Source organism: Amorphoplanes friuliensis DSM 7358, from assembly GCF_000494755.1.
GTDB classification, from domain to species: Bacteria; Actinomycetota; Actinomycetes; order Mycobacteriales; family Micromonosporaceae; genus Actinoplanes; species Actinoplanes friuliensis.
This window is the reverse complement of record NC_022657.1, coordinates 621477-643804: the sequence shown is the minus strand read 5'-3', so window position 1 is coordinate 643804 and position 22328 is coordinate 621477. Positions and strand designations below refer to the sequence as shown.

The following is a 22328-nucleotide window of genomic DNA, read 5'->3' as shown; positions in this document are numbered from 1 at the left end:
TAGGTCAGGTGCGGCGCAGTCGCTGGGCGGCCAGGGCGGCGACACCGAGCACCACCACGACTGTGCTGTAGACGACCGCGGTCGTGTGCAGGCCGACCGAGGTGGCCGCAAATCCGGCGATCACCGCGGGCAGGCTGAAGGCGACGTACGCGATGGTCAGCGCCACTGCGAACAGCTCACCCCGCTCGTGCGGCGCGGCCAGCAGTGCGATGGTGCCGAAACTGGCCAGCGCGGACGCCCCGAAGCCGATGCCGGCGAGCACGGTGCCGACGGCGCCGAGCACCACACTCTCGGTCAGGACACCGGCCAGGGTCACCGCCGTGCCGACCGTCAGCAGCGCACCGGCGATGGTGAGCACCCGCGGCGTCGGCCACGTACGCAGCGCAAACGCGGTCACCGCGCCGGTGCCGCAGAGCAGCGTGACCACCAGGCCGCCGATCAGGTGGTTGGAGAGCCCGAAGACGCCGACCGCGACCGACGGGCCGAGGGCCAGGTAGAGCCCGCCCAGCGCCCAGCTCGCGACGATGATCGGCACGAGAGCAAGAACAGCGCCGCGCAGCCGGGCGGGCACGCCCAGTTTGGGGATCAGCGACGAACGGCCACCGGGACGCCTGCTCGACGTCTCCGGCATCAGCAGCACCACCACCGCGGCGAGGGCCATGCCGACCAGGAGCAGGGCGTAGACCAGGTGCGTGGGGCCGGGGGCGAACTGCACGAGCGCGCCGGTGCCCAGCGAGCCGATCGCCAGACCGGCGGGCGGCACGACGCTGTTGAGCAGGCCCGCCCGGCCGGGAGCGTGCGGCGGGTTCAGGTCGACGAGCGCGGCGCCCAGGGTGGTCAGCGCGGCACCGGTGGCGATGCCCTGCAGGAAGCGGGCGACCAGCAGCACCGGCACGTCACCGGCGGCGAGGAAGAGCACCAGCGCGACGATCTCCAGGGCGATCGCGGCGCCGAGCACGGGCCGCCGGCCGATGTGGTCGGAGAGCGCCCCGAGCACGAGCAGTGCGGCGATCAGCCCGACCACGTACACGGCAAAAACGGCCGTCAGCGTGCTCGCCGAGAAGCCCCAGAGCTCTTGATAGACGACGTAGAGCGGGGAGGGCGCACTCGACGCGGCCGTGAAGGTCACGAAGACGGCCGCGATGGCCGCGAAGGCCACCGGGCGGGACAGCCGTTTACGACGGACGGCCTGCTCGTCTGTGGACGCGGCGGGCGTGATGGTCGTTGAGGTCATGACAACTCCCAGCATTGAACAGACAGGTCTGTCTGCAAGCACCGAGACTAGACAGATCTGTCTGCTATCGTCAAACACATGTCCGCTGCATCACCTGCCGCCGTGTCGCGCAAGCCCTCCGCCCGCGACCGGCTGCTCGCGTCCGCCGACGAGCTCTTCTACGCCGAGGGTGTGCACACCGTCGGGATCGACCGCATCATCGAGCACGCCGGTGTGGCCAAGGCCTCGCTCTACAGCTGCTTCGGCAGCAAGGACGGCCTCATCCGGGCCTACCTCGAGGGTCAGCACCAGCGCCGCCGCCGGCGCATCACCGCCCGCCTCGAGCAGTACGACAACCCCCGCGACCGGCTGCTCGGCGTCTTCGACGGCCTGATCGAGCTGGCCGCGACGACGACCTTCCGGGGCTGCGCGTTCTACAACGCCAGCGCCGAGTCACCCGGCGGTGGTGTCGTCGAGCAGGTGTCCGACGAGAACCGCGCCTGGACCCGCGAGCTTTTCACCGAACTGGCCCGTGACGCCGGCGCGAAGGACCCCGACGCCCTGGCCGCCCAGCTCGTTGTCCTCTACGACGGTTCCTCGGTCGGCGCCCGCATGGACCGCAGCGCCGCAGCGGCGACCACGTCGCGCATGGTCGCCGCCGCTCTGCTCGACGCCGCTACCGCGTAACAGGGTCGAGCGGTCCGGCGATGCGGGCCGCCGGGGTCAGCGGCGCCGCCTCCGCCAGCTCCGAGACCAGCTCGGCCTCATGGGCGACCGGGTCGTCGGAGGTCTCGGTGGGCTTCGGGCCCCGCAGCAGGGACACCAGGGCGCCGACCACGGTCATCGCGATCGCCAGCCAGAAGACGATCACCAGGCCGTCGTGGAACGGCCCCGAGATCAGCCGCGGGAAGAACTCCAGCCCGGTCAGCGTGGCCGCGTTCCCGGCGGGCAGGGCACCCAGCACCTGCGGGCCCAGCAGCTCGGCGATCGGGTTGTACCCGAGGAAGGCCGCGAAGAGCGTGCCGACCGGCGGCAGCTGAGCGATCTGGCCGGCCGTGGCCGCCGGTACGCCCTGAGCCGTCAGCCCCGAGCTGAGTGTCGACGGCAGCGAGCTCGCCAGCCCGGCGACCATCAGCGAGAAGAACACGCCGATCGAGAGCACCTGACCGGCGTTCTGGAAGGTGGCCCGCATGCCCGACGCCGCACCGCGCATGTTCGCCGGGACGCTGGACATGATCAGCGAGGTGTTCGGCGCCGCGAAGAGTCCGCCGCCGAGGCCGTTGATGAAGATCAGCGTGGCGAACACCGCGTAGTTGAAGTCGCCGGGAAGCAGCAGCCCGACGAACGACGCCGCCATCACGAGCAGGCCACCGGAGGCGAAGGGCCGGGGCCCGAACTTGTCGGACAGATATCCCGCCAGCGGACCCGCCGCCAGGAAGCCGATCGTCATGGGCACCAGGTAGATGCCGGCCCAGAGCGGCGTCGACTCGTAGTCGTACCCGTGCAGCGGCAGCCAGATGCCCTGCAACCAGATGATCAGCATGAACTGGAGTCCGCCGCGGGCGATCGAGGCCAGCAGATTGGCCGCGTTGCCGCTGGTGAAGGCCACGTTGCGGAAGAGCGCGAGCGGGAACATCGGCTCGGCCACCCGCGACTCGATCACGCCGAAGGCCACCAGCACCAGGCCACCACCGATCAGGCCGGCCAGGACCCACGGGTTGGTCCAGCCCATCGTGTGGCCTCCGTACGGCTGGATCCCGTACGTGATCGCGGCGAGCACCGCGGTGAGGCCGGCCGCGAAGGTCCCGTTGCCCCACCAGTCGATCTTCGCCTTGCGCCGCACACCGCTGTCGTGCAGCGACCGGTACGCCCAGACCGTGCCGAGCACACCGAGCGGGATGTTGACCCAGAACACCGACCGCCAGTCCCATTCGGCGAGCACACCACCGGCGACCAGGCCGATGAACGAGCCGGCCAGCGCGGAGACGATGTTGACGCCCAGCGCCATGCCGCGCTGCTTCGCCGGGAAGGCGTCGGTGATGATCGCGGCCGAGTTGGCCATCAGCATCGCGCCGCCGACGGCCTGGAGCACCCGCCAGCCGATCAGCCACAGCGCTCCCCCGCCACCGTCGAAGGGGTCGAGCGAGAGGATCACCGAGGTGACCGTGAAGATGGCAAAACCGAGGTTGTAGATCTTGACGCGGCCGTACATGTCACCGAGACGGCCCAGCGTGACCACCAGAACGGCCGTGACCAGCATGTAGCCCATGAGCATCCACAGCAGGTAGCTGACGTTGCCGGGCTCGAGGGCGTTGAGGTGGATGCCCTTGAAGATCGCCGGCAGCGAGATCAGGACGATCGACGAGTTGATCGTGGCCAGCAGGGTGCCGAGCGTGGTGTTCGACAGGGCGATCCACTTGTACCGGGGATGGTCGACGGTGAGCACGCTGAGGAAACCCCCTTCGGGGTGGTCAGGTCTGGGGAGGGGCGATCAGGTCGCCGAGTCGTTCCATGGCGGGCAGCGCCGCGACGATCGCCGCACGGTCCTGGGCCGAGAGCCCTTCCAGGACCGCCGAGAGCGCCGCGGCGTAGTCCACGCGCCGCTGCTCGACGACGGCCCGGCCGGCGTCGGTGACGGCGATCAGCACGACGCGCCCGTCGGCGGGATCGTTGCTGCGCCGGGCCAGCCCGTCCTTCTCCAGACGGGTGACGAGCTGGGTCATCGCGGGCTGGGTGACACCCTCGGCCGCGTACAGCTCGGTGAGTCGTTGCGGGCCGCACCGGGCCAGGCGCTTGAGCGTCGAGGCGGCCGTCAGGCTGAGCCCGTTGCGCGGCGTCAGGCGGCGGAGGCTGTCGTAGAGATGCTCGAGCCCGTAGGCCACAAGATCGTTCTCCGGCTGGGTGTCGGTCACTGGCTGCACTCCCGATTTATATCACTGGCTTATACAACTATCTCGGACAAGTGATAAAACGCTCATCCACCCGTACGCGCGGGTGAGCAATGCACGGCCGGACGATGACCGAAATGTAACGATGCGGTGATGGACTTCTGGGGTCGAGAGCCATGCTGGCTGCACCCGCACATGGGGACCACTGTGGACGGCCGGTCGCCACAGGCGTACATGGCCGCCCTGCAGCACGTGGTGGTCACCCTGGACGGCGATCCGGAGTGGCTGCGCTGGTGGAGTGCGTCCGGCGTACCGGAGTGCGAGCTGGGGATAGTGGCGGAAGGCCACCTGGACCACTTGCGCCCGAGTGCCGACATCCGCAAGGTCCACGACCGGGTACGCGCCAACTTCACCTGCGCCGCACCGGACACCGACCGCCCGGCGGAACTGGTCCCGCTCGCCGTGCACGAGGTCACCGGCATGTTCGAGGTGATCCGCGAGGCGATGGGTCTGGGCGCACTGCCACCCGTTCCCCCGCTGCCGGACCTCCCCGACCAGGCGCGCGAACTCGAGGTGACCCACAAGGCGCTGACACCCGAGGCCGGCGAGGTCGAACCGCAGGGCTACCTGACCCTGACCCAGATCCAGGAGTTCTTCGGCGACGAGGCACCACCTATCCGGTGAGCTCCTCGCGGTTGACCCGTTCGGGCCGGTGCGCACCCGGCTCGCGCTGCCGGGGCACGGCCCGCACGGGCGGCTTCGACGGCGTCACCACCACGGGCGTACCGCCCAGGCCGAGGCCGGCGTAGGTCACCGGTGTCGCGGCCCGCAGCACCAGGCCGTGGACGACGCCCAGCGCGAGCACGGCGGCGGCCACGATGCCCAGCGTCCGGTGCTCGTCGATCGCCAGGTAGACCAGCGCGCCCAGGGTGATGGTCGACAGTCCGGGGGCGAGGCGGTTCCACGCCCCCTCGCCGGCCGGCTGCCGGTTGAGGAAGAGCAGCGCCGCCAGCGAGACGCCGAGCAGGAGCACCAGGATCCCCAGGCCACCGGCCAGGCTCAGGAGCGCCGGATCAACCTTGATCAGCGCTCCCCCGCCGATCATCAGCCCGACCAGAACGGTCTGGACCAGCGAGGCTCTCGCCGGCGTCGAGGTCGGACGGTGTGGGAGCACTCGTTCACGACCCAGGGCGAACAGGTAGCGGGAGATCGTCTGGTGCAGGGCGATCGCCGCGGCGAGGAGACCGGTCACCACCAGCACCCGGCCGAGCGTCACCGCCCAGGGCGCCAGCCGCGCCGCGGCCAGGTCGAAGACCAGATCCGGTCCGCGGGCGCCGGCCTCGGCGGCGATCCGGTCCGGCCCGGTGGCCACGGTCATCGCCCAGCTCGCCGTCACGAAGAGGATCGCCAGGAGCAGGACGGACAGGTACGTGGCCCGGGTGATCGTCCGGCGCGGGGTGCGTGCCTCCTCGGCGTACGCGGCGGCGGTCTCGAAGCCGATGAACGTCAGCGCGACAACGACCAGCAGCAGGCCGAGGGCCGGACGCGGCACCTCGCTGAGCTGTGCGGGCGCGAGGGCCGCCCAGCTGATCTGCCCGCCGGCGGGCTGCACCACGTCGGCGGCGCTGTACCCGACGATCACCACCGTCTCGGCGAGCACCAGCACCACGAGCAGCCAAGCCGACACGGCGAGCCGCAGCACGCCGCAGACTGCAACCACCGCCCAGCCGCCGAGAACAACAGCCCACCACGGCACGCCGGGGAGATACCGGCTCGCCGCGGTCAGCAGGCCCAGCTGCAGTGCGCCGTACGAGAGCACGGCGAGCCAGGCGGCACCGATCCCGAGCGGCCGCCCGAGACCACGGGTGACGATGGAGTACAGCGGACCAGCGTGGGGCAGCCTGCGTGACATCGCGGCATGACCGGCCACGAAGATCAGCAGCAGCAGACCCGCCCCGGCGAAGAGCAGAGGCAGACCGAGAAGCTCACCAACCGCGTACGCGTCGGGAACGATCGTCGCGACCACGGTGAGCGGGGTGACGGCGGCGAGGGCCAGGAACACGATGGACATGCCGCCGAGGCGCCCGGCGGCCGGGGTACGAGGCGGGGGCACCGCTTCATTGAGACCCACGTCGAACCGATTTGGCAACCACTCGTGATCAGTTACTAACTGAACGTGACAAATTTGGCACAAAGAGCGGCCGACATCCCAGGGGATGCCGGCCGTTGTCCTCTGATCAGGGTTCGATGATGATTTTTCGGCCGATGCCGGCCCGGAACTGCTCCAGGGCCTCGGCGTACCTGTCGAGCGGGAACCGGTGACTGATGAAGATCTCCGGGTCGAGCACACCGGCGGCCATCAGCTCACCGGCCCGGTCGAAGCTGTGCAGCACGGCCATCGAGCCGGTGATCGTGATCTCCCGCCGATAGATCTCGTACGGTTCGATCTCGACCCGGGCGTCGTACGCGGACACCCCGAACTGCAAAAAGGTGCCGCCGCGTCCGACGCGGCCGAGCCCGTCCTTGATCGCGGCCGCCACACCGGTGCAGTCGATGACCACGTCCCAGCCGCGCGGCGCCTCGAGTTCGTCGGCGCTGGTCACGGCCGCAGAGCAGCCGAGACGCTTGGCCGTCTCCAGGCGTTCCGGATTGAGGTCCACCATGGACACCGTCGCCGCGCCGGCCCGCTTGGCCAGCTCCAGCATCATCAGGCCCATCGTGCCCGAGCCGTAGATGAGAAAGTTGTCGGCCATGTTGCGGGGCAGCACGTCAAAACCGCGGACGGCACAGGACAGCGGCTCGATCAGTGCGGCGTTCCGGGCCGCCAGGTGCGACGGCAGCTTGAACAGGTTGGCCATCGGCGCGGCCACGAACTCGGCGGCGCCGCCACTCTTCGAGACGCCGATCGCGTTCCAGTTCTCGCACTGGTTGCCGCGGGCCCGCTTGCAGTAATAGCAGTGCCCGCAGTACAGCGACGGGTCGACCGCGACCTGGTCACCGACCGCGTACCCGGTGACCTCCGCGCCGATCTCGACGATCTCCCCGGCGAACTCGTGTCCCGGGATGATCGGGAAGGCCGGCGCGAACTCACCCTCCATGATGTGCAGGTCGGTGCCGCAGATCCCCACGGCCGCCGGCTTGACCACCACGTCGAGTGGCCCCGGCGTGGGATCGGGCACAGTCTCGACGGAGATGGTGCCGGGGGTGACAACAACGGCAGCCTTCACTTGACCGCTCCCATCGACAGACCACGGACCAGCTTGTTCTGGGCCACCCAGCCGGCGATCAGCACCGGCAGCGACAGCAGCACCGCCGCGGCGGACAGGTCGGCGAGGAACGGGCCACGACCGGAGATGAAACCGAGCAGGAAGATCGGCGCCGTGCTCGCGTTCGTGTCGGTCAGGTTGACCGCCAGGAAGAACTCGTTCCAGGTGAAGATGAAGCAGATCAGCGCCGTCGCGGCCAGGCCGGGCGACACGATCGGCAGGATGATCCGCCGGATCGACGTGAGCAGGCCCGCGCCGTCGACCTCACCGGCCTCCAGCACCTCACGCGGCACCTCCAGCAGGAACGACCGCATCATCCAGATCGCCAGCGGCAGGTTCATCGACGTGTAGAGGATGACCATCGTCCAGATGTTGTCCTTCATGCCGATCTTCACCGTCAGCAGATAGACCGGGAGCACGGCGGCCACCACGGGCATCATCTTGGTGGAGATGAAGAAGAACAGCGCGTCGCTCCACTTGGCCACCGGCCGCAGCGACAGCGCGTACGCCGCCGGTGTCGCCAGCACCACCACCAGCAGGGTGGAGAAGACGCTGGCCATCAGCGAGTTCAGCAGGAACGGCGTGATGTTGCTGTCGAACACGTTGGTGAAGTGCTCGAACGTCGGCGTGAAGAACCAGACCGGCGGGTTGGTCGTGACGTCCTTGGCCTGCTTGAGGCTGGTCAGGATCATCCAGATGACCGGGAAGACGAAGATGATCCCGGCGATCCAGGCGACGACACCCCAGACCGCGTTCCCGACCTTGCGGCGGGTCTTGGTGCTGGCGGCGCCGGACGGCGGTGCGGCAATCGTGGTCATCGGCCCTCCTCCACCTTGAACAGGCCGGAGATGACGCGCAGGGCGAAGGTCGCCACGATGATCGTCAGGATCACCACGACCACACCGGCCGCGGAGGCCTCGCCGTACTCGTACTTGCTGAAGATGGTCTGGTAGATCTCGTACGGCAGGTTGGTCGTCGCCGTGCCGGGACCGCCCTGCGTGATCGTGTAGATCGCGTCGAACGTGTTGACCAGGTAGATCGAGCCGAGCAGCGCACCCAGCTCGAGGTACTGGCGGAGGTGCGGCAGCGTCATCCGGGTGAAGATGCGCCACGCACCGGCGCCGTCGACCCGGGCCGCCTCGAGCACGTCGTTGCTCTGCGACTGCAGGCCGGCCAGCAGGATCAGCATCATGAACGGCGTCCACTGCCACACCAGCGTGGTGATGATGGCGGTCTTCGGGTACGACGTCGCCCAGGCGGTGCTGCCGCCGAAGATGCCGTTGATCAGGCCGTAGTCCGGGTTGTAGATGCCGTGCTTCCAGAGCAGCGCGGCCGCCACCGGCATGATCAGGAACGGGGTGATCAGCATCGTCCGGACGATCGACCGGCCGAGGAACTTGCGGTCCAGCAGGATGGCCAGGGCCAGCCCGAGAATCATGGAGAAGATGACGGCGCCGGCCGTGAGGATCACCGTGTTGAGCAGCGCCGACCGCAGCCGGTCGTCGGTGAGCACGGTGATGTAGTTGTCGAAGCCGACGAACTTCCTCGACCCCGGGCGCAGGGCGTTCCAGCTCTGTGTGGAGAAGTAGATCGTGACCAGGAACGGCACCTGGGTAACGATGATGGCGAAGACGAGTGCGGGCAGCAGCGGAGCCCGCCGGGCCCACCGGTCCTTGGCGCCGCCCTTGGTCGGGACGGGGGGCGGGGCCTCGGTGTGCTCGTCCGCCCGGGTGATGACGTCCGTCATTTCTGGCCTTCCGGTCGGTGCGGGGGCGCCACCTGCTCGGCGGCGCCCCCGCCGGCACTACTTGTAGTTCTTCGCCACTTCTTCGGCGAGCTTCTGACCGTCGTTCAGTGCCTGGTCGACCGTCTTGCTACCGGCGAGAGACGCGCTGAGCTCCTGCGAGACCTTGGTGCCGAGATCCGCGAACTCCGGGACACCCACGAACTGCACACCCAGCGCGGGCCGCGGCTGCAGACCGGGGTTGGTCGGGTTGGCGTTCTCGATCGAGCCGAGCGTGATGTCAGCGAAGGCCTTGGCCGACTCCTTGTACTCCGGGATCGAGTACGTCGAGGTGCGCTTGCCGGAGGGCAGACGCGACCAGCCGAGCTTCTCGCCGACCAGCTTCTCGTAGTCCTTGCTGGTGGCCCAGGAGATGAACTTCCAGGCGTTGTCCTGCTTCTTGGTGGTCTTGGGCATCGCGAACGCCCAGGTCCACAGCCAGCCCGAGTACTCGGTCTTGTTCACCGGTGCGTACGCGTAACCGACCTTGCCGGCTACCTTGGACGAGTTCGGGTCCTCCAGCGTGCCGGCGGCGGAGGTGGCGTCGTACCACATGGCCGCCTTGCCCTGGCCGAACGTGTTCAGGCACTCGGTGAAGCCGGCCTGCGGGGCACCGGACTCGCCGTGCTTCTTGACGAGGTCGACGTAGAAGTTCGCGGCTTCCTTGAACTCCGGCGCGTTGACCTTCGGGGTCCAGTCCTTCTCGAACCAGGTGCCGCCGTAGGTGTTGACGACCGTGGTCAGCGGCGCGAACATCTCGCCCCAGCCCGGCAGGCCGCGCAGGCAGATGCCGGCGACACCCTTGTTCTTGTCGTCCAGCTTCGCGGCGAAGTCCGCGACCTGCGCCCAGGTCGGCTTCTCCGGCATCGTGAGGCCCTTGGCCTCGAACATTTCCTTGTTGTACATGAGGAACGACGACTCACCGTAGAACGGCGCCGCGTACATCTTGCCGTCGTCGCCGGTCAGCGACTGCACCATCGGCTTGATCAGGTCGGCGGTGTCGTACGCCGAGTCGGCGCCGGCCTGCGTCGACAGCTCGTGCAGCCAGCCGTTCTTCGCCCAGATCGGCACCTCGTAGGCGCCGACGGTGACGGCGTCGTACTGACCGCCCTGGTTGGCGACGTCCTGCGTCACCTTGTCGCGCAGTTCGTTCTCCGGGAGGATCGTGAACTTCACCGTGACGCCGCTCGTCTTGGTGAAGTTGTCGGCAGTGAGCTTCTGGATGTCCTCCATCTGCGGGTTGCCGACCATGAGCACGGTGATGGTGTTGTCCGCGGCGTCGCCGCCGCCGGTCGATCCGGCGCCGGAACACCCGGAGAGCACGAGGGCGCTTGCGGCGGCCCCCGCGATCAGGAAGGAGAGCTTCTTACCTGGTTTTTGCACAGCAGATCCTCCGTTTGAAGAAATGCACGAGCCATGCCGGAAAAAGATTGTCCCGGCACTGAAGGTGAATTGAATTTCGGTTTAGACCCGGATCACCTGGGGTCCGAGCCGTGAATAACGGTGCGCCTCGGACGCCGGCAGACCGGTGTCCGTGACCAGTGACTCGAAATCCGATATCTCGGCGAAACGGCAGAACGTGCGCACGCCGAATTTCGTGTGGATGCCGGCAAAAATCTTCCGGCGGGCCGCGCGTACGGCCTGCGCCTTGACGTCGGCGACGGCGGGATCCGGCGTGGTGAGGCCCACCTCGCGGGAGATGCCGTTGGCGCCGACGAACGCGAGGTCGATGACAAAACCGGCCAGCATGGTGCTGGCCCAGTGGTCGACCGTGGCCAGCGTGCGGCCGCGGACCCGGCCTCCGAGCAGCAGCACGGTCGCGGGCGAGGACGTGGCCAGCCAGGCCGCGGTGTTCAGCGAGGCCGTGACGATGGTGAGCGGACGGTCGGTCGGCAGCGCCTCCGCGATCAGCTGCGGGGTGAAGCCCTCGTCGATGAAGATGGTCTCCGCGTCGCCGAGCAGGGCGACGGCCGCGGCCGCGATCCGTCGCTTCTCGGGGACCCCGCGCGTGGTGCGCATCGCGAGGTCGGTCTCGAATTTGGCGGTCTCCACCGGGTACGCACCGCCATGCGTACGACGGAGGAGACCGTGCTTTTCCAGCAGTCGCAGATCACGCCGGATGGTTTCCGCGGAAACGGTCAGCTCGGCCGACAGTTTGGCAACGTCCACCTCACCCTGCCGCCGCGCGAGTGCGACGATCTGATGCTGCCGCTCATCCGCATTCAATCCGCACCTCCGGCCCGTTCCCCCTGGCATTCGCTCGACCCGCGGCTGCCGTGGACCATTTGTAACACCGGTGAAACGTGTGGCCGCCATCACAGACTCGGCAGTTTTGTTGTATCTGTGCCCGCTTCGGTCGGCTCGCCACCCGCCCAATATCATCCCATCGGCTCACGAAGCAGGATGAAGGTCATGCCCGATTGCCCCAAAATCCTGCCCAGGTGGTGCCCGGCGTGTGAGCTCGGTAGGCCCGGGCGTGTGTGATCGGTCGTCCGGCGGCCCTTCACGGGCCCCTGAAGGTTGTTACCGGACCTTTATGAAGGCCCCTCGTGGGGCATCGGCCGGGCCGCGACCGGAAAACGGTCATGGGAAACGCCTCAGCTCCGGTGCTCGCGGACCGACAATCGGGGTCATGGGCATGCTCGCAACGCAGCAACTGACGGAGTTCCTCTCCGCGGTCGCTGACCGGCCGGACGGGCCGGCCGCGCAATTCGCGGCCGTGGAGTGTGCTGCGCGCGCTCTGGAGGCCGAGGTCGCCGTGCTGGTGATCGACGACTGCGTGGTCGCCGCCCTCGGCGTACCCGCCGAACAGGTGCGGCCGGAGGTGCTGGCCGAGGTCGCCGCCGGTCGCCGCAGCACGCTGATGCTGGCCGGCACCGCGTACGCGGTCACCGGCGCCCCGATCGGCGGACAGACGCCCGGGGTTCTGGTCCTCGGACGCACCGGCCCGGACTTCTCGGCCGAGGACGTCTGCCTGCTCCGCGGCATGGCCCGGGTGCTCGAGCTGAGCCTGCAGGCCCTGACCGTCGTCGAGAGGGAACGCCTCCAGGTCGAGGAGAACGACCGGCTGACCGACTCGCTGCAGGAACGGCAACGGCTCTTCGAGCACCTGACCCGGATCCAGCGGCTGATCGCCCGCCGGGCACCGCTCCAGCACATCCTGGACGCCATCACCGCCGGCGCCGCCGAGCTGCTGGACCTGGAGCTGGCGTCGCTCAACCTGCTGGAGAAGGACGACCCGTCGGTCGGGAGCATGGTCTCCAGCGTGGGTTTCCCCCCGGATGTGCTGCCGAGGATGAAGCGGGTGCCCCTGCCGTCCGCGGGTGTCGCCGGCCTGGCCGTGCTCGGTGACGAGCTGGTCATGGTCGAGGACTACGCCAATTCGCCGATCGCCATCCCCGAGGTCGTGCGCTCGAAGATGAAGGCCGTGATGGCCGTCCCCGTGCACGAGAACGGCGAGGTCGTCGGCTGCCTGACCGTCGGCACCTCCACCGGGCCGCGCGAGTGGGACAAGCCGGCCCAGGAGGTCCTGCGCGCCTTCGCCGAGCACGTCAGCCTGGCGCTGACCGACGCCCGCACGCTGGAGGCCATGAACGAGGCGTTCCACGACTCGCTGACCGGGCTGGCCAGCCGCGCGCTGTTCCAGGCCCGCATGGAGCGGGCGTTCGTGACCGCCGAGCACGAGAACGCGGGCGTGGCGATGCTCTTCGTCGACCTCGACCGTTTCAAGGTGGTCAACGACTCCCTGGGTCACGCCGCCGGTGACAAGCTGCTGATCGCCGTGGCCGATCGGGTCCGCGGCTGCCTGCGCTCGGCCGACATGGCCGCACGCCTGGGCGGCGACGAGTTCGCGGTGCTGCTGCCGCTGACACACGGTGTCGACGAGGCCGTCCCCGTGGCCCGCCGGATCCTCGAGGCGATGCGGGAGCCGTTCGAGCTGGGCGGCAAGGAGACGTTCATCAGCTGCAGCATCGGCGTCGCGTACTCGGTCGCCGGTGGGCACGAGGCCCAGGAGCTGATGGTCTCCGCCGATCTGGCCATGTACCAGGCGAAGAAGCAGGGCAAGGACCGCTTCGAGATCTTCGAGCCGGCGCTGCAGGCGGTGTTCCAGGCGGGCCTGCAGCTCGAGGCCGACCTGCGCCGGGCGGTCGTACGGCACGAGTTCGAGCTGCGGTACCAGCCGATCGTGCACCTGCGGACGGGTGAGATCACCGGTCTGGAGGCGCTGGTGCGCTGGCAGCACCCGGAGCGGGGCATCATCCCGCCGCTGGACTTCATCCCGCTGGCCGAGGAGACCGGGATGATCGTCCCGATCGGCGAATGGGTCCTGCGGGAGGCCTGCCGTCAGGCCGCGCAGTGGAACCTGCGCCGCGTGGGCGAGAAGCCCTTGACCGTGAGCGTGAACCTGTCGGCGGTCCAGCTCGACCAGGCCGATCTGCCGCAGCGGGTGGCGTCGGCGCTGGAGGACAGCGGTCTGCCGGCAGAGTGCCTGGTCATCGAGCTGACGGAGTCGCTGCTCGTGGACCACCGTCCGTCGACGCTGCACCAGCTGGAGCAGATCAAGAGCCTGGGCGCCCGCCTGGCGATCGACGACTTCGGCACGGGCTACTCGAGCCTGGCGTACCTGCGCCGTTTCCCGGTCGACATCATCAAGATTGACAAGTCGTTCGTCGACGACGTCGGTGACGAGCCGACCGCGGCCGCCCTGACCCTGGGCATCATCCAGCTCGGTCAGGCCCTGCACCTGTCCACGATCGCCGAGGGCATCGAGGATCTGGAGCAGCTGAACGAGCTGACCGACGGCAACTGCGAGCTGGGTCAGGGCTACTACTTCGCCGAGCCTCTCACCGACGACGACATGAGTGAGCTGCTCTTCCCGGCCGCGGGCGGCTCAGTCGGCCACTGACGTCGTGGTCCTGCCGGCCGGGTCGGTGACGATGCAGATCACCCCGCGGTCACTCCACCAGTCGCTCGACACGGGCGTGATCGAGTAGAACTCGAGCTCGACGTCGGACTTCTTGGCGTAGAGGTCGAACTCGGTGTTGCAGCGCTTCGCGGCCGCTTCCCGCACCTTCTCCTCGCCGGGCCAGGGACCTTCGGCCAGGTCGAACACGGCGTAGACCTCACCCTCGTGGGGCGTGGTGCAGGCGACCACCGGCATGCGCCCGACGTAGGTCGTCTCCTCCAGGGTCTCGAGGCAGTCGCCCGCCTCGAGCCGCGAGATTGACATGCTGTCGTCGGCACGCTGCCCGGGCGGGCCTTCGTTGGCTGCCGAGATGATGCCGTAGGTCGCGCCGCCGGCGATGAGCAGCAGCCAGCAGCCCGCCAGGGAGAGGCCGGCGATCGCCATGCCCTTGCCCCGCTGGCCACGCTTGCGGATCTGGGTCAGCGCGACGATGCCGAAGATGATGCCGAACAGCACACCACCGAGCAGGCCGAAGATCAGCGACGCGATGGCAAAACCGTTGGTCCCGGTGTGCTGTTGCTGCTGGTGCGGCGGCGGCGGGTAGTTCGCGTAGGGCGCGCCCGGTGGGTACGCCGGAGGCGGCGGGAGCTGGCCGGCGGGCGCGGCGCCGAAGCCCTGGGCATCCCCGTAGGCCGGAGGCTGTTCGTTCACGCCGGGCAACGTAACAACTCTCATGATCATCCGCTGTCCCTGCCGGACCTCATTTCACGATCTCGACCGGTACGCCACCCGTGTCGAGGTTCGCGATGACAACCTCACCGTCGGGCATCGCCGCCATCCACGTCAGCCGGCCACCCTTCTCGGCGTCCTTCGGCACGGTGGCCCGCATCGCGTACGTGACCGACGAGTGGGGGCCGATCTTCCGTGGTCCGCAGTTGAGCCGGAACCACCCCTTGCTCCCCGCGAACTCCTGCCGGTACGCCGGGCAACCGCCGTACGAGAAGGTCCGGTTGTAGCCGTTGGTGAGCTCGACCGTGTAGTCGAAGGTCTCCCCTCGCCTGACCTGCGCCGGCGCGCTGATCTTCGCCATCACCGGTGCGTTGAGCAGCGGCGGCCGGACATACCAGGAGCCGGCCCGCGGCGCGCACATCACCTCGTCCGACTTCGGTGAGGCCGGGAAGGACCGTGCCCCGAACTCCAGCACCACGTCGGTCAGCTCGGTTGCGTCGCAGCCCGCACTGCCCTTGGTCACGTCGACGCGGGCCGCCTCGCCCGGGTCGATCGTCGCCGGATATTGGCGCAGCTCACCGGGCTCGTCCGCGACCGGGTAGGCGACCACCGTCGTCCGGGCACCCGTCGACGTCAGCGTGCCCTTCACCGTCGGTATGCCGGACAGCGTGCAGCGGCGGTCGGTCCGGTTGGTGACCACGACACTGCGGAGCATCGTGCCGTCCGCGGCGAGGACGTCTTCGTAACCGATGGTCGGATTGAGCTTGGCCGGATCGCAGGCCGGCGCGGCGGGACGCGGACTGCGCCGGGCCAGCTGCGGCGCCTGCGCCAGCGGCTCGGCGACCCAGCCCACCGTGCCGTCCGCGGTGACGACCGTGGAATCGGACGGCGACACACGCAGCGCGACCGGCACTCCCACAGCGACCACGATCAGCCCGGCCGCGGCCCAGGTAACCGTGCGGCGACGCCGGCGGCGACACACGTTGCGGACGATCGTCTCGGTGGCGTGCGGCGGAGGGACAAGCTCGTGACGGGAGTCGCCCAGGGCGGTCCGCAGATCGGTTTCCAGGTCCATCAGATGCCACTTCCGATCGTCGTCGCGGGCAGTGCCGCGCGCAGCTTCGCCAGGGCACGGGAGCTGTTGCTCTTGACCGTGCCCACCGAGCAGCCGAGCAGCTCGGCGGTCTGCGCCTCGGACAGGTCCAGGTAGTAACGGCAGACCAGCGCCGCCCGCTGTTTCTTGGGCAGGGTGGCCAGCAGGTTCCAGATCGTCGTGTCGCGCGGCTCGGCGTCGAGATATCCGGCGTCCGGCGGGGCGTCGACCAGCCGTTCCCGGCGCAGGGACCGGATCCGGTTGAGGTGGCGGTTCACGATGGCCCGGCGGACGTACCCCTCCGGGTCGTCCTTGCGCTGGATCCGGCGCCAGGACATGCCCGCGCGTTCCAGCGCCTCCTGCACGACGTCCTGCGCTACGTGCGGATCACCGGTCAGCACGTGGGCGAAGCGCAGCAGCGCGGCATGTCTGCTGCGGATGAAGTCCTCGAACTCCATCGGTGCATCCCAGCGGTTCATGGTCCAAGGACACCAGAGGGCCGCCGGAAGGTTGCATCACACCGCTTGCGCGATGAGCACCCCGACCATTGCCGCGCCGAGACCGGCCAGGACACTGCCGATCGCGTACGCCGCAGCGAGGAACCGCTCACCCCCGCGGGCCAGGCGCAGGATCTCGAGACTGAAGGTCGAGTACGTCGTGAGGGCGCCGCAGAATCCCGTACCCAGAAGGGCGGCCAGCCAGGGGGCGACGGGGAGCCCGAGCAGGAAGCCCAGCAGCAGCGATCCGGCGATGTTGACCGTGAACGTGCCCCACGGGAAGCCGGAGCTGTGCCGGGCCTGGACCGCGCGGTCCGTCAGGTAACGCAGGGGCGCACCGACCGCCGCGCCCAGGGCGACCAGCAGCAGGGTCATCGGCGGACCACCGCTTCCGCGAGGACCGTGCCGGCCCAGACCGCCAGGATCGCGCCGATCAGGGTGGCCGTGAGGTAGAGCAGGGCCGTTGCCGGCGCCGTGTGCAGGACGTCGACGGTGGCGGTGGAGAAAGTGGTGTAACCGCCGAGGACACCCACACCCCAGAACGGGCGGATCAGGCGCTGCTCCGGCCAGAACCGGCTGATCAGGACCATCAGGACGCCGATCAGCAGGCACCCGGTGACGTTGACGGTCCAGATCGCCCAGTTGAACGCCGGCGGGTCGTGCGGCCAGGCGGTGGAGATGCCGTAGCGGGCCAGCGCGCCCACGACACCGCCGGCCGAGATCGCCGCCAGCACCGGGAGGTCCGGATCTTCGCGCACCGGCTCACGCTAGCCCAGAGTCACGGGAGGCCGGGGGCGGACGTGGCGGCGTCCACCCCCGGCCTCGTTCCGGGGAACAACGTGTCAGGCGGCGATGCGCGGCAGCAGCGCCTCGGTGAACTGCCACAGCAGCGACGAGTCGTGCGTGTGGAACGCGGCGCCCGTGTAGAACGTGCGGTTGCGTCCCTGCAGCGCACCCAGCTTCTTGTAGAAGCCCGACTTGATCGCGCCCGTGGGGACGGTCAGCTCGAACGGGCTGTGGCTGGAGAACACCGCGAACTCCGGCGTCCTCGTGTCGACCGTGCCGGCGGTCCGCAGCCGCTTCACGCCCGCCAGGATGTCCGCCTTCACGGACGTCTCGGAGAGCTGGTACGGGCTGCCGTACTTCACCTGGTGCAGGCCCGGGATGCCCGACGGGGAGATCGAGTAAACACCGGGCAGCGACGGCAGGTTGTACGCCGTGCCCTGGCCGATGTTGGTCACGGCCATGTTGTCCGGGATCCCGGTGTTCCGCAGCAGACCCGTGTAATAGGCGCTGTTGCCGAACTGGGCGAACAGCCCGGCCTCGGTCGCGTCGAGGTCGAAGCCGAACAGGTTGTCGAGCTTCGGCGGGATCGTCACCACGAGCTTCTTCGCCCGGATGATCTTCAGACCGGACGGGGTCTGCACCAGGATGTTCGCGTACCCGGCGGCGTCCCGGTCGGTGGCGACGACCCGGCTGCGCAGCAGGGCGTCCGCACCGAGCTCGGCGCGGGCCTTCTCGTAGAGCTCGCTGTTGTTGTGCCGGGCCGTGGTCAGGAAGCCGACCTGCAGGTTGCGCAGGATGTCGAGACCGAAGTTCTTGAAGACGTACAGGGTCGGCTGACGCAGCAGGTCACCGAGGCCCTGGCCGAAGTTGAAGATCGTGCCGACGACCGCGCCCAAGTCGTACTTCTTGACGAAGTCGCCGAACGGCAGCAGCAGGTCCGGCGGCACCGGGTTGGGCAGGTCGAAGCCCGCCTCCAGGTACGGGTACTGGGCGAGCTGCGCGGCGTACGCCCCCAGAGCGGCCGACGGGTCGCTCGGGGTGTACCCGGTGACCTCCTTGCCGGTGCGGTAGTCGACGTACTTCGACACCATGCCGGGGCTGTCGAAGGACGCCTTCTCCAGCGGCACGTCGAAGCGAGCGAACCAGTCGCGCACGATCGGCAGCTCGTGCCAGACGATGACGCCGATGTCGACCTTGCCGCCCGTCGCCGGGTCGGTGTAGGTGTGCGTGTGGCCACCGAGCCGGTCGGCGGTCTCGATCACGGCGACGCTCTTGCCCATGTCCCTCAGGCGGATCGCCGCGTAGGTACCCGTGGCGCCGCCGCCGATCACCGCGACGTCCCGCGTGATGATCGAGTCGCTGCCCAGCACCGACGCCTGGGCCATCGCCTCGGGCTGCGGGAGCGCTCCCGCACCCGCGAGGCCCAGCCGGCCCACCGCCGCGGCTCCGGCGCTCGCTCCGGCGAGCTTCAGCACATCTTTCCGAGTCAGGCCCATGACGTCCTCTCGAACATTATTCGCGTTTAGAGGGTCCACTGTAGGGGACGATCATGGGTCGCGTTGTCCGAGGTGAAGGGCGATTTGATCGAGGCGAGTGTGGTTTGGATCACACACTGGGAGTGCGAATACAGCAGTCTGAGGAATCGCTGGAAGTCGAAGTCTCGAACACATTGTCACGCAACTCGACGCCGTCGGCCCGTTCGACAACCATCGGCGACCACGACTCGGCCGAGCCGCTGCCGCGCAGCACACAGTCACGGATCACCGTGTCCCGGTAGCGCAGCACGCTCACCACACCGTCGACCTCGCTGCGGCCCCAGCCCGCGACCCGTACGGCGTACCGCGGGCCGTGCCAGCGGACGCAGACGTCGGCGATGGTGATCGCGGAGCCGACCACCGGCGAGCTCACAAAACGGTCCGTGTTGTCACCGGGCAGCAGCCGGAAGCCCATCTCGACGTCCCGCAGGCAGGCGCCCTCGACCCGGACATCGTGGACGGAGCTGAGGTAGAAGCCCTCGATCGCGTCGCTCACCCGCAGGTCGGTGATGGTGAGGTGGTGCGGGTGGTAGGTCGGGCCCTCGATCGAGGACACGTCCGCACCCACCGCACCCCAGTGCACGGCCACACCCGTGTAACCGCCGCGCACGGTGATGTCGTGCAGGGTGACGTCCCGGACGGCACCCATCAGGGCGATGCAGTTCGCGTGCTTCTCGGTCGGGCGTTCCACGTGCAGGCGGCGCAGGTCGACACGGGCGATCCACTCCGGAGTCGCCGGGTAGAGATATTCGCCGACGGTCACGGCCGTACCGCGGTCGCCACCGTGCTCACCCGGGTCGGCCGGCGGCGGGCGCAGACCCAGATCACTGACCGCGACGTCCGAGCCGACGATGTGCAGGACCGGGTGGCCGGTCGTGCCGATCGACTCGAGCCAGGTGCCGGGCGGGCCGCCGTTGGCCCCGGCAATCTCCGAACCGCGGATGGTCCAGCCGCCGGGCACCCGCAGGCCGTCGGCGAGCACGTGCACACCGGGCGGAAGCTCGAGCTTTCCGGCGGGAACGGTGTCCAGCACCTGCTGGAGCACGCGCCGGTTGTCCTCCGGGTCCGCGCCGAGCAACGGGCGGTGGATCACGGGACGACCCGGCAGGAGAGACCCCGGTCGCCCTGTTCCAGGCCGAGCAGGACCGGGCCCGCGGCCGGACCGGCCAGCCGCAGGTCGACGTGGCCGGAGCCGTGCGACAGGACCTCCACCGGCACCGCCGCGCCGGTCTGCAGATCAACCGCGTGCACACTCAGGCCCGAGCCCGGCCGGGACTTGGCCACCTCGGCGACCACACGGGTGCCGGCGCGGCGGGCGGCCCGCAGCACCTTGAAACCCGCGCGGGCCGGCTTGCGGCGGGTCAGCCTGGTCGACGGCGAACGCGGCAACGGCGGCGCCGGTGGAACAGGACCCACCTCCAGCCGGAAACGCTCCGGCGGGTTCGCCGGGAGCAGGGCCAGGTCACAACCGCTCGGATCCGATCGGCTGTCGTCGGCGGCCGACGGCTGCTGCGGGCGTACGGAAATGGTGTCGATCCGGACGCCCAGAGCGGCCCGCGCCGCGATGCGGCCGGACGTCCACGCCGGTCGCGGGGGTTCGGCCAGCTCGACCATCAGCAGGCCGTCACCGTCGAGCTCCGCGGCCGTCAGGTCGAACGAGACCGTGGCCTTGGCGCTCCCGGCGCGGCGCAGGCCCTGCCGCCGGGCGAGCAGGGCGGCGCCGCGGAGCTCACCCTGTGCCCGGACCAGCACGAGCCGCGGCAGCTCGGGCGCGGTGATCGACGGGCGCACCCGGTCGGACCACCAGCGGGTCGCGAGCTCGTCGAGCTGGACCTGGATGGTGACCCGAGTGGCATATCCGGGGCTGCTCACCTTGAGACCGACAGCGCCGTAGTCGCCGGTCACCCGGCCGACGATGCCGGTGCCGCGGACGACCTGATCGACGATGCAGACACCCTCGTGCCGGCCGCTCGTGACGTCGACCGGCAGCTCGATCACCGCCGGGGCGACGTCGTAGTCGGTGGCGAACCAGGCGCCGATCATGTCCGGAAGTCCGTCCGGGTCAGCATCGGCTCCTTGCGGGTCCACATCCGCTCGACCGCGGTGAAGAGCGGGTCGGAGTCGGCCTCGATGTGCCGGAACGTCGCACGCATCGTCTTGAGCAGCACGTCGGCCGGCCACACCTCCCACTGCGGCACCAGCGGGGTGACCACGTCGGTGCCGCTGCGGTAGAGCCAGAGCCAGAGCCGGGCGCGCCGGACCTGCTCCTCGGTGACCAGGTCGGCGCCGTCCCGGATGGCGGTGATGCTCTGCTCGAGGGTCTTCCAGTACGCGTCCTGGTCGTCGACCACCGTGGACAACCCGCAGGAACTCCACTCGGACCAGCCGGCCTGGATCACCGGGATGCCGTACGCGGGCAGCTCGTTGCTCACGCTCCCCCGCACGGTGACGCCGAGGTCGGTCAGGCTCCACAGGGCGTTCTTGCTCAGCGTGGCACTCGGCCGGAACGCGAGGTGCTTGACCTTCTTGTACTTCGCGGCGACCGAGTCGAAGAAGCCGGTCGAGTCGTAGAGGGCCTGGCTCGGGTGGTCCAGGAAGAGCCACTGCGCCTCGGGGTGCTCGGCCGCGTAGGCCGCGGTGTCGGAGAACCAGTCGGCGAGGCTCGGGAACAGCTCGCGGTTGGTGCCGAGCGCATCCGAGACCGCGTGGTTGAAAACGGTGACCACCGGGCGGTCCGGGTCGAAGCCCAGCCGGTCCACGACGTGGCTGCGCAGGCGGGCCCGCTCGGCGGGGTTGTTCAGGTCCACCGACGCGGTCACACCGCCACGCCACCAGCTCGGGCGGCCCAGGTTGACCTTGGCTCGCCAGGCGACGAGCTCCGCGATCGGCTTGAGCTCCTCACGGCGCGGCCACACCTGAGTCTCGAAGACGTCGCCGATCTGACGGGTGAGCTCACCGCGGAAGGTCTCGGTGCCGGTGTCGTTCTCCGGGAACAACCCGTACGCCTTCAGGCAACCGGTCTGCTGGGTGTGGATGATCGGCACGCCGGCGCGGCGCGCGGACTCGACGGCCAGACCCCACTGGTCGTAGTCGACGTGGCTGGTGACCAGCGCGACGACGTTCCCCGGCTCGAAAAGACCCTGGTAGAGCTTGAAGAGCCGGGTCGCGTACGCGTGCCGCAGCCGGTAGTCGGCCCGGTCGCGGTAGCCCTCGGGCAGACTCGGCACCTTGGCGAGGCGGCAGTACGTCGCGTCCGTGTAATCGAGCAGCAGCTGGTCCGGCGCACCGGGCTCGGTCATCTTGCGGACCCGGTCCCAGACGTCGATCACCTCGGACGCCGCGAAGGCCTGGGAGACGTCCCGCACCTTGCCGATGTCGAAGCCGCTCCACAGCGTGCGCTGCCACTGCTCCTCGACGCCGGTCAGCACCACCATCCGGGCCGGGTGCAGCCGGCGGATGGCGTTGGCGAACGCCAGGTTGCGCAGGTTCACGCGGATGTCCTGGTGGAACGCCTCGACCAGGATGACGGCGTCGTCAGCCGGCCGCGGGAGGTTCTTCTCCCAGTAGACCTGCGCCGACTCCAGGAACCACTGCAGTTCCTTGCTGTTCGCGTTGAGCCACACCGTTAGTGT

21 protein-coding genes are annotated in these 22328 nt (G+C 69.3%); 3 read left to right on the top strand and 18 right to left on the bottom strand.

The annotated features are described in order from the left end of the window. Positions 1–4 precede the first annotated feature (4 nt). Entirely contained in the window at positions 5–1234 is a 1230-nt protein-coding gene (locus AFR_RS02960; RefSeq protein ID WP_023357814.1) for an MFS transporter, read from the bottom strand. Positions 1235–1312: 78 nt separating this feature from the next. On the opposite strand from AFR_RS02960, the gene AFR_RS02955 reads away from it, so the two are divergent. After that, entirely contained in the window at positions 1313–1900 is a 588-nt protein-coding gene (locus AFR_RS02955; RefSeq protein ID WP_052359308.1) for a TetR/AcrR family transcriptional regulator, read from the top strand. Here the strand turns inward: AFR_RS02955 and AFR_RS02950 are convergent. Further along, positions 1890–3659, bottom strand: coding sequence for an MFS transporter (locus AFR_RS02950; RefSeq protein ID WP_023357812.1), 1770 nt, complete (start codon positions 3657–3659; stop codon positions 1890–1892). The genes AFR_RS02955 and AFR_RS02950 overlap by 11 nt on opposite strands. Positions 3660–3684: 25 nt before the next feature. Continuing rightward, entirely contained in the window at positions 3685–4125 is a 441-nt protein-coding gene (locus AFR_RS02945) for a MarR family winged helix-turn-helix transcriptional regulator (RefSeq protein ID WP_023357811.1), read from the bottom strand. Between the two features lie 171 nt (positions 4126–4296). Here AFR_RS02945 and AFR_RS02940 point away from each other — a divergent pair, with 171 nt between their 5' ends. Further along, entirely contained in the window at positions 4297–4785 is a 489-nt protein-coding gene (locus tag AFR_RS02940) for a hypothetical protein (protein WP_238547229.1), read from the top strand. On the opposite strand, the gene AFR_RS02935 is transcribed toward AFR_RS02940, so the two are convergent. The 6 genes from AFR_RS02935 to AFR_RS02910 all read right to left on the bottom strand — a co-directional run bounded on the left by AFR_RS02935 (position 4775) and on the right by AFR_RS02910 (position 11376). Then, positions 4775–6214: an APC family permease gene (locus tag AFR_RS02935; RefSeq protein WP_023357809.1), complete on the bottom strand. Its 1440-nt coding sequence runs from the start codon at positions 6212–6214 to the stop codon at positions 4775–4777. The two genes, AFR_RS02940 and AFR_RS02935, sit on opposite strands and share 11 nt — an antisense overlap. A 124-nt stretch (positions 6215–6338) precedes the next feature. Beyond that, the gene (locus AFR_RS02930) at positions 6339–7328 is read right to left on the bottom strand and encodes a zinc-dependent alcohol dehydrogenase family protein (RefSeq protein WP_023357808.1); all 990 of its coding nucleotides are present in this window, start codon (positions 7326–7328) and stop codon (positions 6339–6341) included. Next, entirely contained in the window at positions 7325–8185 is an 861-nt protein-coding gene (locus tag AFR_RS02925) for a carbohydrate ABC transporter permease (RefSeq protein WP_023357807.1), read from the bottom strand. The genes AFR_RS02930 and AFR_RS02925 overlap by 4 nt, the downstream gene beginning before the upstream one ends. Then, positions 8182–9114 carry a carbohydrate ABC transporter permease gene (locus AFR_RS02920; protein ID WP_023357806.1) on the bottom strand — a complete coding sequence of 311 codons (933 nt, stop codon included), beginning with the start codon at positions 9112–9114 and terminating at the stop codon, positions 8182–8184. The genes AFR_RS02925 and AFR_RS02920 overlap by 4 nt, the downstream gene beginning before the upstream one ends. 57 nt (positions 9115–9171) lie before the next feature. Then, the gene (locus AFR_RS02915) at positions 9172–10533 is read right to left on the bottom strand and encodes an ABC transporter substrate-binding protein (RefSeq protein WP_023357805.1); all 1362 of its coding nucleotides are present in this window, start codon (positions 10531–10533) and stop codon (positions 9172–9174) included. A gap of 81 nt (positions 10534–10614) precedes the next feature. Beyond that, positions 10615–11376 carry a DeoR/GlpR family DNA-binding transcription regulator gene (locus tag AFR_RS02910; protein WP_023357804.1) on the bottom strand — a complete coding sequence of 254 codons (762 nt, stop codon included), beginning with the start codon at positions 11374–11376 and terminating at the stop codon, positions 10615–10617. A gap of 406 nt (positions 11377–11782) precedes the next feature. Here AFR_RS02910 and AFR_RS02905 point away from each other — a divergent pair, with 406 nt between their 5' ends. Beyond that, positions 11783–14056: a putative bifunctional diguanylate cyclase/phosphodiesterase gene (locus tag AFR_RS02905; protein ID WP_023357803.1), complete on the top strand. Its 2274-nt coding sequence runs from the start codon at positions 11783–11785 to the stop codon at positions 14054–14056. On the opposite strand, the gene AFR_RS43325 is transcribed toward AFR_RS02905, so the two are convergent. The 9 genes from AFR_RS43325 to AFR_RS02860 form a co-directional block, all read right to left on the bottom strand. Continuing rightward, complete coding sequence (locus tag AFR_RS43325; protein ID WP_023357802.1) at positions 14042–14767, bottom strand: DUF4190 domain-containing protein; 726 nt, start codon at positions 14765–14767, stop codon at positions 14042–14044. The genes AFR_RS02905 and AFR_RS43325 overlap by 15 nt on opposite strands. Positions 14768–14816: 49 nt before the next feature. Further along, complete coding sequence (locus AFR_RS02895) at positions 14817–15860, bottom strand: DUF4232 domain-containing protein (RefSeq protein ID WP_023357801.1); 1044 nt, start codon at positions 15858–15860, stop codon at positions 14817–14819. Continuing rightward, positions 15860–16357 (bottom strand): SigE family RNA polymerase sigma factor, encoded by a 498-nt coding sequence (locus AFR_RS02890; RefSeq protein WP_041840556.1) that lies wholly within the window; start codon positions 16355–16357, stop codon positions 15860–15862. The genes AFR_RS02895 and AFR_RS02890 overlap by 1 nt, the downstream gene beginning before the upstream one ends. 36 nt (positions 16358–16393) lie before the next feature. Continuing rightward, positions 16394–16750: a fluoride efflux transporter CrcB gene (crcB, locus tag AFR_RS02885; RefSeq protein ID WP_023357799.1), complete on the bottom strand. Its 357-nt coding sequence runs from the start codon at positions 16748–16750 to the stop codon at positions 16394–16396. Then, complete coding sequence (locus AFR_RS02880; protein ID WP_023357798.1) at positions 16747–17133, bottom strand: fluoride efflux transporter FluC; 387 nt, start codon at positions 17131–17133, stop codon at positions 16747–16749. The genes crcB and AFR_RS02880 overlap by 4 nt, the downstream gene beginning before the upstream one ends. Before the next feature lie 84 nt (positions 17134–17217). Then, entirely contained in the window at positions 17218–18657 is a 1440-nt protein-coding gene (locus AFR_RS02875; protein WP_023357797.1) for an NAD(P)-binding protein, read from the bottom strand. A gap of 109 nt (positions 18658–18766) precedes the next feature. Next, a complete protein-coding gene (locus tag AFR_RS02870) occupies positions 18767–19789 on the bottom strand; it encodes a hypothetical protein (protein ID WP_023357796.1) in 1023 nt (340 codons plus the stop codon). Then, positions 19786–20739, bottom strand: coding sequence for a hypothetical protein (locus AFR_RS43320; protein ID WP_023357795.1), 954 nt, complete (start codon positions 20737–20739; stop codon positions 19786–19788). The genes AFR_RS02870 and AFR_RS43320 overlap by 4 nt, the downstream gene beginning before the upstream one ends. After that, entirely contained in the window at positions 20736–22319 is a 1584-nt protein-coding gene (locus AFR_RS02860; RefSeq protein ID WP_023357794.1) for a hypothetical protein, read from the bottom strand. The genes AFR_RS43320 and AFR_RS02860 overlap by 4 nt, the downstream gene beginning before the upstream one ends. Between the last annotated feature and the right edge of the window lie 9 nt (positions 22320–22328).